The organism is Streptomyces sp. NPDC054932 (genome assembly GCF_053610205.1).
Map to the genome: position 1 here is coordinate 21368 of NZ_JBSGXU010000108.1, position 7612 is coordinate 28979.

Sequence of the window (7612 nt, forward strand, 5' to 3'; positions counted from 1 at the left end):
CTCCCTGGCGTGACGCCGACCACGGACCCGGATTTCTAACTTCAGTAGCAGAGAAGAGCTTTGACGGCTCTTCCGGCAACCGAAGGAAGAGGCCATGACAACGGGGACGGGGACCGCGACGGCAACGGGTGCGGGGACGGCAACGGGCACGGCGACAGGCGCGGGGACGGGCGAGGCGCTCGGCGCGGGCAGGGCGGGGTCCGGCGGCGGCCGGGTCCGCCGCACGCTGCTGGCCGCTCTGGTCGCCGCAGCCGTTGTCGTCCCCATATCCGCCGCCGCCTCGCCGAACGTCCCGGCCCCCGCGCCCGTCGCGTTCGCCGAGGGCACCGCGCCCCAGAGCCGGTACGCCGCCAACCGCGCCGCCATCGCCGAGGCGATCCGCACCGCCGAGGATGCCGACCGCCCCGGCCGGGCAGCCAGGCTGCACGCCATGGAGGCGGCCGGAGCAGCGCAGTTCCTCGCCTTCGACGGCCGTGGGAAGGGCCGGGCGGTCGAGGTCTTCGGCGAGCTGGAGAGCGCCGACCGGGTCGCCGTCCTGGTGCCCGGGTCCGACACCACCCTGGACACCTACGCGAGGTTCCGTGCCGGGGCCGTCTCCCTCCAGCAGCGCCTGCAGGCCGAGCATCCGCGCTCCGCCGTGGTCGCCTGGCTCGGGTACGACACCCCCGGCACGGTGAGCACCACGGTTCTGGGCGCCGGCCGGGCCGACGAGGCCGCTGCCGAACTGGCCCCCTTCCTGGACCGGTTGCGGGACATGTCGGCGCCCGGCGCCAAGCTCTCGCTCCTCTGCCACTCCTACGGTTCCGTGGTCTGCGCCCGGACCGGGACCGGACCCGCGGTCGGCGACATGGCGCTGTTCGGCAGCCCGGGCACGGGGGCCGGATCCGCCCGGGAGCTGCCGACCGGCGCCCGGGTCTGGGCGGGCCGGGGCAGCGACGACTGGATCGGCAACGTCCCGCACGTCCGGCTCGGCGGAATCGGTTTCGGCACCGACCCGGTCGACCCGGCCTTCGGCGCACGGGCCTTCGCCGCCGGCGCCGTCGGGCACAGCGACTACCTCAAGCCGGGCACCGCGTCCCTCGACAGCCTGGCCGCCATCGTCCTCGGCACCACCGCTCCCGGCCCGGAGGCAGACCATGCGTAAGTTCCGCGCCCGTTGGTCCGCCCTTGCGGTGGGCATCGATGCGGCCACCCCGGCCGACCGTGACCGGACCGTGGACGCCCTTCGGGCCTTCGCGATCCTCGGCGTGGTCCTCGGCCACTGGCTGGTCACCGCCCTGACCGCCCACGACGGCGGTCTGAGCACCACCAGCCCGCTGGCCCACATGCCGTGGCTGGCCCCGGTCTCCTGGGTGTTCCAGACGCTGTCCGTCTTCTTCCTGGTCGGCGGCCATCTCGCCGCCCACGGGTACGAGTCGGCGCGCGGGCGCGGGGTCCCGTACGGCACCTGGCTCGGGCAGCGGCTGGGGCGTCTGTTCCGTCCGGTCGCCGCGGTGCTCGTCCTCTGGGCGGTCGTGGCGGGCGCGATGCTGATCGGCGGGGCGGAGTTCGACACCGTCCGTTCGCTGGTCAGGCTGGTGCTGTCGCCGCTGTGGTTCCTGCTGGTGTTCGCCGCGCTCACCGCCGCCACCCCGCTCGTGGCCCGGCTCAGCCCGCTGTGGCCGCTGGCCGTGGTGGCGGCCGTGGACGTGTGGCGCTTCGGGCTGGAGGGGCCTGAGTGGATCGGCTGGGTCAATGTGGCCGCCGGCTGGCTCGTCCCCTTCACCCTGGGCGCCGCCTGGTCCCGAGGGGCCTTCGCCCGGCGCGAGCCGGCGCTGCTCCTGCTCGGTGCGGGTGTCGTGGCCACGGCCGCGCTGGTCCTCTGGGGCGGGTACCCGGCCTCCATGGTGGGTGTCCCCGGGGCCGCGGTATCGAATCTGAACCCGCCGACGCTGGCGGCGGCCGCCTTCGGGCTGGCCCAGTGCGGGCTGGCCCTGCTGGTGCGCGAGCCGCTGGCGCGGGCCATGCGACGGCCGAGGACCTGGGCGAAGGTGGCCCTGCTGAACCTCTCCGCCATGACCGTCTTCCTGTGGCACCAGACCGCGATGATGGCCGTCACCGCCCTCGGGCTGCTGGTCTCGGCCGACCTGCCCGGGCTGCACACGGTGCCAGACTCGATGGGCTGGATAGCGGCCCGGCTGCTGTGGCTGCCGGTGTTCGCCGCCGCGCTGATGCTCTGCTGGGCCGCGTTCCGTAACCACGAACAGGCCCGGCGGGCCCGGCCCTCGGCCGTCAGGGCCCGGGGCGGCCGCAGTTCGGGCGCCCCACGCCCTGCCGTCAAGAGGATCACCCATGCCTAGGGTGGCCGTTGTGAACGAGCAGCGCGCACCCCTGGCCCCGGCCCGACCCTCCGTACCCGCGAACGACAGCGTCCCGCACCGGCCGCTGGTCCAGGAGCTCTTCACCGTGCGCCAGGATCCCCTTCCGAAGATGACGAGGCCGCGATGGCTGGGCATTCTGCCGCACGTACTGGTCGCCTACGCGGCGGTGTTCTTCGGCTTCCTGACCACTGAGCAGCTCCAGGACCACTACGACGTCACGGGCGGCCCGCCCCTGGTCCTCGCTCTCCTGACCGGGGCGTCCATCGTCCTCGCGATGTTCCGCCCGATCGCCAGCTGGTGGCTCGGTCTGATCACCGCGGGCCTGACCGCCTGGGAGATCCACGCCAACGTCGGGCAGGGCCAGACCTGGCCCTGGACGCCGGGCGGGATATTCGCGTTCGCCCCGGTGCTGCTGCTGGTCGCCCTGCGGGTGCCGCCCCGGGTGACCATATGGGTCGTCGGCCTCTCGCTCGCCCTCACCGGAGCGGCCGAGCTCACCTTCCATCCGGCGGGGAGCCAGATCGCCTCCCTGGGCGCCAGCCTCCTCTTCGGCTTCGTGGGTGTCCTCGGATACGCGCTGCGGGCGCTCAGGCTGGCCCGCGGCGAGCTCGTCGAGCAGGAGACCCTCACCGAGGAGGAGCGGGCCCGGCGCACGCTGCTGGAGGAGCGCAGCCGGATCGCCCGCGAACTGCACGACGTCGTCGCCCACCACATGTCGGTGATCTCCATCCAGGCGCAGGTCGCCCCGCACCTCGTGGAGAACCCGTCCGAGGAGCTCAAGGAGAATCTGGCCGGCATCAGGGAGAACGCGCTGGAGGCACTGACGGAGCTGCGGCGGGTGCTGGGCGTGCTGCGCTCCGAGCAGCCCGACGATCCCGCGACCCGGCAGCATCCGCAGCCCACCCTCGGCGAGCTGGACGACCTCGTGGACAACGTGCGGGGGGCCGGGCTCGATGTCACGACCGAGATCGCGGGGATACAGCGGCCGCTGACCCCGGGCGTGGAGCTCACCGCGTACCGGATCGTGCAGGAGGCGCTGAGCAACTGTCTGCGCCATGCGCCCGGTTCACGGGTGGAGGTGGGCATCGCGTACGGGCCGCGCGAGCTGCACCTGTGCATCGCGAACACCGCGCCGACCCGGCCGGCCCCGCCGTCGCCCGGAGCGGGGCACGGGCTGCTGGGGATGCGGGAGCGGGCAGGCATGCTGGGGGGTGAGCTGGCCGCAGGCCCTCGCCCCGACGGGGGGTACGAGGTGAGCGCCGTACTCCCGATGGATCCGCAGGACCTCCCCGCGGTCCCCGACCCCGAGACGAAGAGGGCCTCATGAGCACCCCGATCAAGGTGATGATCGCCGACGACCAGATGATGGTGCGGCAGGGCTTCACCGTGCTTCTCAACGCGCAGCCCGACATAGAGGTCGTGGGGCAGGCGGTGGACGGGGCCGATGCGGTGACCAAGGTCGCCGAGCTGGACCCGGACGTGGTGCTGATGGACATCCGCATGCCGGGGATGGGCGGAATCGAGGCCACGTCCGTGATCACGGGCGTTCCGGACGCCGCGGTGAAGGTGCTGGTGCTGACCACTTTCGATCTCGACGAGTACGTGTACGAGGCGCTGCGGGCCGGGGCCTCGGGGTTCCTGCTCAAGGACGCGTCGGCCGACCAGCTCGCCGAGGCGGTGCGGGTGGTGGCGGCCGGCGAGGCGCTGCTCTCGCCGAACATCACGAAGCGGCTGATCACGGAGTTCTCCCGGCTGGGGGCGCCGCGTGCGCCGTCGCGTGCCCGGATCGAGGCACTGACCGAGCGGGAGACCGAGGTGCTGTCGCTGATCGCTCAGGGACTGTCCAATGCCGAGATCTCGGAGCACCTGGTGCTGGCCGAGCAGACGGTGAAGACGCATGTGAGCCGGATCCTGGTGAAGCTGGGCCTGCGGGACCGCACGCAGGCGGCGGTGTTCGCCTACGAGACGGGCCTGATCCGCCCGACGGGCTACTGAGGAGACCGCGTAGTACTTGAGAGGGACCCCGGGAAATCCCCATCGGCGGCGACGCGGACCAGGGCGGTACGGACCTACGGTGGTGTGCATGACCGAGACGACCACCGGGGGGACATCCCGGGCACCTGAGTTCCGACTGGCATCTGAGGTGATCGCGACCCTGCGCCGGGATCTCGTCACCGATGCCTTCGCCTACCGGCCGCTGCCGCCGGCGGAGACCTCCGGGCGCTTCGTGCGCCGGCTTCCCGGGGTGCTGCGCCGGTATGCGCCGTGGCGGCGGCATGCGGCGGTGGGGGTCCTGGCCTTCCTCGTCGCGCTGATCGCCCTCAACACGCAGTCGGCCGCCTGGGGCGACATGGGGCCGATCGCCATGGCGATGCTGGCCGCGGCCCCGGTCCTGATAACGCTGGTGCGGCCGGTCGGTGCGTGGTGGGCGGCCATCGCGATGACGGTGGTGACGGCCGGCCTCGGCAATGGCTACAACTGGCCCTGGACCGATGGCAGCTTCTGCTCGTACGTCGTGGTCATGTTCCTCGTCACGCTGCGGACCGGGACCCGGGTGGCGGCTTGGATGTGGACGCTCACCCTCGTGCTGGGAACCGCGATCTCCGTACTGATCAAGAACCACTGGGGATCGAACCTGCCGGAGATGGCACTGGTCTCGGCCTTCGCCCTGGTGATCGCCGGCAGCATCCAGATACGCCGGCACGCGAAGGCGGAGGTGAGCGCCCAGCAGGAGGTCACGGCCGTCGAGCGGGACAAGCGGACGCTGCTGGAGGAGCGGACCACGATCGCGCGGGAGTTGCACGACGTGGTGGCCCACCACATGTCGGTGGTGGCGATCCAGGCCGAGGCTGCGCCGTACCGGGTGAAGAACCCGCCGCCGGAGCTGGAGGCGGCATTCGTCACCATCCGGGAGAACGCGGTGGCGGCGCTGACGGAGCTGCGGCGGGTGCTGGGTGTGGTGCGCTCCGCGGACTATGAGGCCCCGGACGCCCCGCAGCCCACGCTGGCCTCGCTGGACGGGCTGCTGGCCAATGTGCGGGAGGCCGGGCTGAGCGTGGAGAAGACGATCACGGGCGCGGTGCGGGAGCTTCCGCAGGGCGTGGAGCTGTCGGCGTACCGGATCATCCAGGAGGCCCTGAGCAACACCCTGCGGCACGCGCCCGGCGCGGCGGCCGGGGTGGAGGTCTCCTACGTCCTGGGCGGCATCGGGATACGGATCGTCAATGATCCGGCGACCGGGGACGCGCGGCCCTCACCCGGGGCCGGGCACGGGATCACCGGGATGCGGGAGCGGGTGGCCATGCTGGAGGGGGAGATGACGGCCGGCCGGACGCCTTCGGGCGGGTACGAGGTGGCGGTGTTCATACCGGTGCGCCACCGCGCGGAGCTGGGGGCGGAGCCACGGGAGGAGACGGCATGACGATCAGGGTATTGATCGTCGACGACCAGATGATGGTGCGCGAGGGCTTCTCCGTCCTGTTGAACGCGATGGACGGAATCGAGGTCGTCGGCGAGGCCGTCGACGGCCGGGAGGCCATCGCGCAGGTGGCGGCGCTGCGGCCGGACGTGGTGCTGATGGACATCCGGATGCCGCTGATGAACGGGCTGGAGGCCACGCGGGAGATCGTGGCCGCGGACACGGACGCGAAGGTGCTGGTCCTGACGACCTTCGACCTCGACGAGTACGTGTACCAGGCGCTGCGGGCCGGGGCCTCCGGGTTCCTCCTCAAGGACGCGTCGGCCCGTCAGCTGGCGGACGGGGTGCGGGTGGTGGCGGCCGGGGAGGCACTGCTCGCGCCCTCGGTGACCAAGCGGCTGATCGTGGAGTTCTCGAAGATCTCCGAGGCCCGCAGGTTCACGGACGCGGGGGGCGTCGGGGGCGCGGGGGAGCTCACGGAGCGGGAGACGGAGGTGCTGGTGCTGATCGCGCAGGGGTTGTCCAATGCGGAGATAGCCGACCGGCTGGTCGTCGCCGAATCCACCATCAAGACCCACGTCAGCCGGATCCTGGTGAAGCTGGGCCTGCGGGACCGGACCCAGGCGGCGGTGTACGCGTACGAGACCCGCCTGGTGACTCCCTCCTGATCGGCGGGGCCGCCCCTTAGGGTGCGGGGATGGGCTTTGATCCGTGGGATGCCGCGTTCGTCGCCGATCCGTATCCGGCGTACCGGGAGTTGCGGGAGCAGGGGCGGGCCGTGTGGTGGGAGGCCACCGGGCAGTGGCTGGTGCCGCATTACGCCGATGTGAGTGCGCTGCTGCGGGACCGGAGGCTGGGGCGGACCTACCTCCACCGGTTCTCGCACGAGGAGTTCGGCCGCGAGGCGCCGCCGCCGGAGCACGAGCCGTTCCACGTGCTCAACGGCAACGGCCTGCTGGATCTGGAGGATCCCGCGCACGCCCGGGTGCGCAGGCTGGTGGCGAAGGCCTTCACCCCCCGGACGGTGGAGCGGCTCGTGCCCGCCGTGCAGCGGCTGGCCGGGGAGCTGGTGGGGCGGCTGCGCGCGGACGGGGGCGGGGACCTGCTCACCGTCGTCGCCGAGCCGCTGCCGGTGGCGGTGATCGCGGAGCTGCTGGGCGTGCCCGAGGCGGACCGGGGGCTGCTGCGGCCCTGGTCGGCGGACATCTGCGGGATGTTCGAGCTCCGGCCGGACGAGGAGACGGCGCGGCGCGCCGTGCGGGCGAGCGTGGAGTTCAGCGCGTACCTGCGCCGGCTGATCGCCGAGCGGCGCACCCGCCCCGGCGAGGATTTGATCTCCGGGCTGATCGCCGCCCACGATGAGGAGGGGCGGCTCAGCGAGCAGGAGATGATCTCCACCTGTGTGCTCCTGCTGAACGCCGGGCACGAGGCCACGGTCAACACGACCGTCAACGGCTGGTGGGCGCTGTTCCGCAATCCCGAGCAGCTCGCCGCGCTCCGTGCGGGCCACGGACCCGAAAAGTTGTCCACAGCTGTGGATGAACTCATGCGGTACGACACTCCCCTCCAGATGTTCGAGCGCTGGGTGCTCGACGACATCCGGATCGGGGACACCCTCGTCCCCCGCGGAGCCGAGGTCGCGCTGCTCTTCGGGTCCGCGAACCGGGATCCCGCGCGCTTCGGCGACCCCGACGCGCTGGACCTCGTACGGGCCGACAATCCGCACCTGACCTTCGGGGCCGGGATCCACTACTGCCTCGGGGCGCCGCTGGCGCGGCGGGAGCTGGAGGCCTCGTTCGGGGCGCTGCTGGCGGACGGAGTCCCGCCACTGCGG

The 7612-nt window shown here is 72.4% G+C and carries 7 protein-coding genes; all 7 read left to right on the forward strand.

All coding sequences use genetic code 11. The annotated features are described in order from the left end of the window. Positions 1 to 94 precede the first annotated feature (94 nt). Complete coding sequence (locus ACWGE1_RS25730) at positions 95 to 1144, forward strand: alpha/beta hydrolase (RefSeq protein ID WP_453422854.1); 1050 nt, start codon at positions 95 to 97, stop codon at positions 1142 to 1144. Next, positions 1137 to 2339 (forward strand): acyltransferase family protein, encoded by a 1203-nt coding sequence (locus tag ACWGE1_RS25735; RefSeq protein ID WP_453422855.1) that lies wholly within the window; start codon positions 1137 to 1139, stop codon positions 2337 to 2339. The genes ACWGE1_RS25730 and ACWGE1_RS25735 overlap by 8 nt, the downstream gene beginning before the upstream one ends. Positions 2340 to 2349: 10 nt before the next feature. Further along, positions 2350 to 3687, forward strand: a complete 1338-nt coding sequence (locus ACWGE1_RS25740) for a sensor histidine kinase (RefSeq protein ID WP_453422856.1) — start codon at positions 2350 to 2352, stop codon at positions 3685 to 3687. Continuing rightward, complete coding sequence (locus ACWGE1_RS25745) at positions 3684 to 4355, forward strand: response regulator (protein WP_453422857.1); 672 nt, start codon at positions 3684 to 3686, stop codon at positions 4353 to 4355. The genes ACWGE1_RS25740 and ACWGE1_RS25745 overlap by 4 nt, the downstream gene beginning before the upstream one ends. Before the next feature lie 88 nt (positions 4356 to 4443). Beyond that, a complete protein-coding gene (locus ACWGE1_RS25750) occupies positions 4444 to 5781 on the forward strand; it encodes a sensor histidine kinase (RefSeq protein ID WP_453422858.1) in 1338 nt (445 codons plus the stop codon). Further along, positions 5778 to 6446 (forward strand): response regulator, encoded by a 669-nt coding sequence (locus ACWGE1_RS25755; RefSeq protein ID WP_453422859.1) that lies wholly within the window; start codon positions 5778 to 5780, stop codon positions 6444 to 6446. Before ACWGE1_RS25750 ends, ACWGE1_RS25755 begins: the two co-directional genes overlap by 4 nt. Positions 6447 to 6475: 29 nt before the next feature. Beyond that, positions 6476 to 7612 (forward strand): cytochrome P450 (locus ACWGE1_RS25760; protein WP_453422860.1); only part of this gene is annotated, 1137 nt, incomplete at its 3' end.

What these genes read in the sequence shown, in the direction of transcription:
- ACWGE1_RS25735 (WP_453422855.1), top strand. Translation starts at nt 1,137, where the DNA reads ATGCGTAAGTTCCGCGCCCGTTGGTCCGCCCTTGCGGTGGGCATCGAT.
- ACWGE1_RS25755 (WP_453422859.1), top strand. Translation starts at nt 5,778, where the DNA reads ATGACGATCAGGGTATTGATCGTCGACGACCAGATGATGGTGCGCGAG.
- ACWGE1_RS25730 (WP_453422854.1), top strand. Translation starts at nt 95, where the DNA reads ATGACAACGGGGACGGGGACCGCGACGGCAACGGGTGCGGGGACGGCA.
- ACWGE1_RS25745 (WP_453422857.1), top strand. Translation starts at nt 3,684, where the DNA reads ATGAGCACCCCGATCAAGGTGATGATCGCCGACGACCAGATGATGGTG.
- ACWGE1_RS25750 (WP_453422858.1), top strand. Translation starts at nt 4,444, where the DNA reads ATGACCGAGACGACCACCGGGGGGACATCCCGGGCACCTGAGTTCCGA.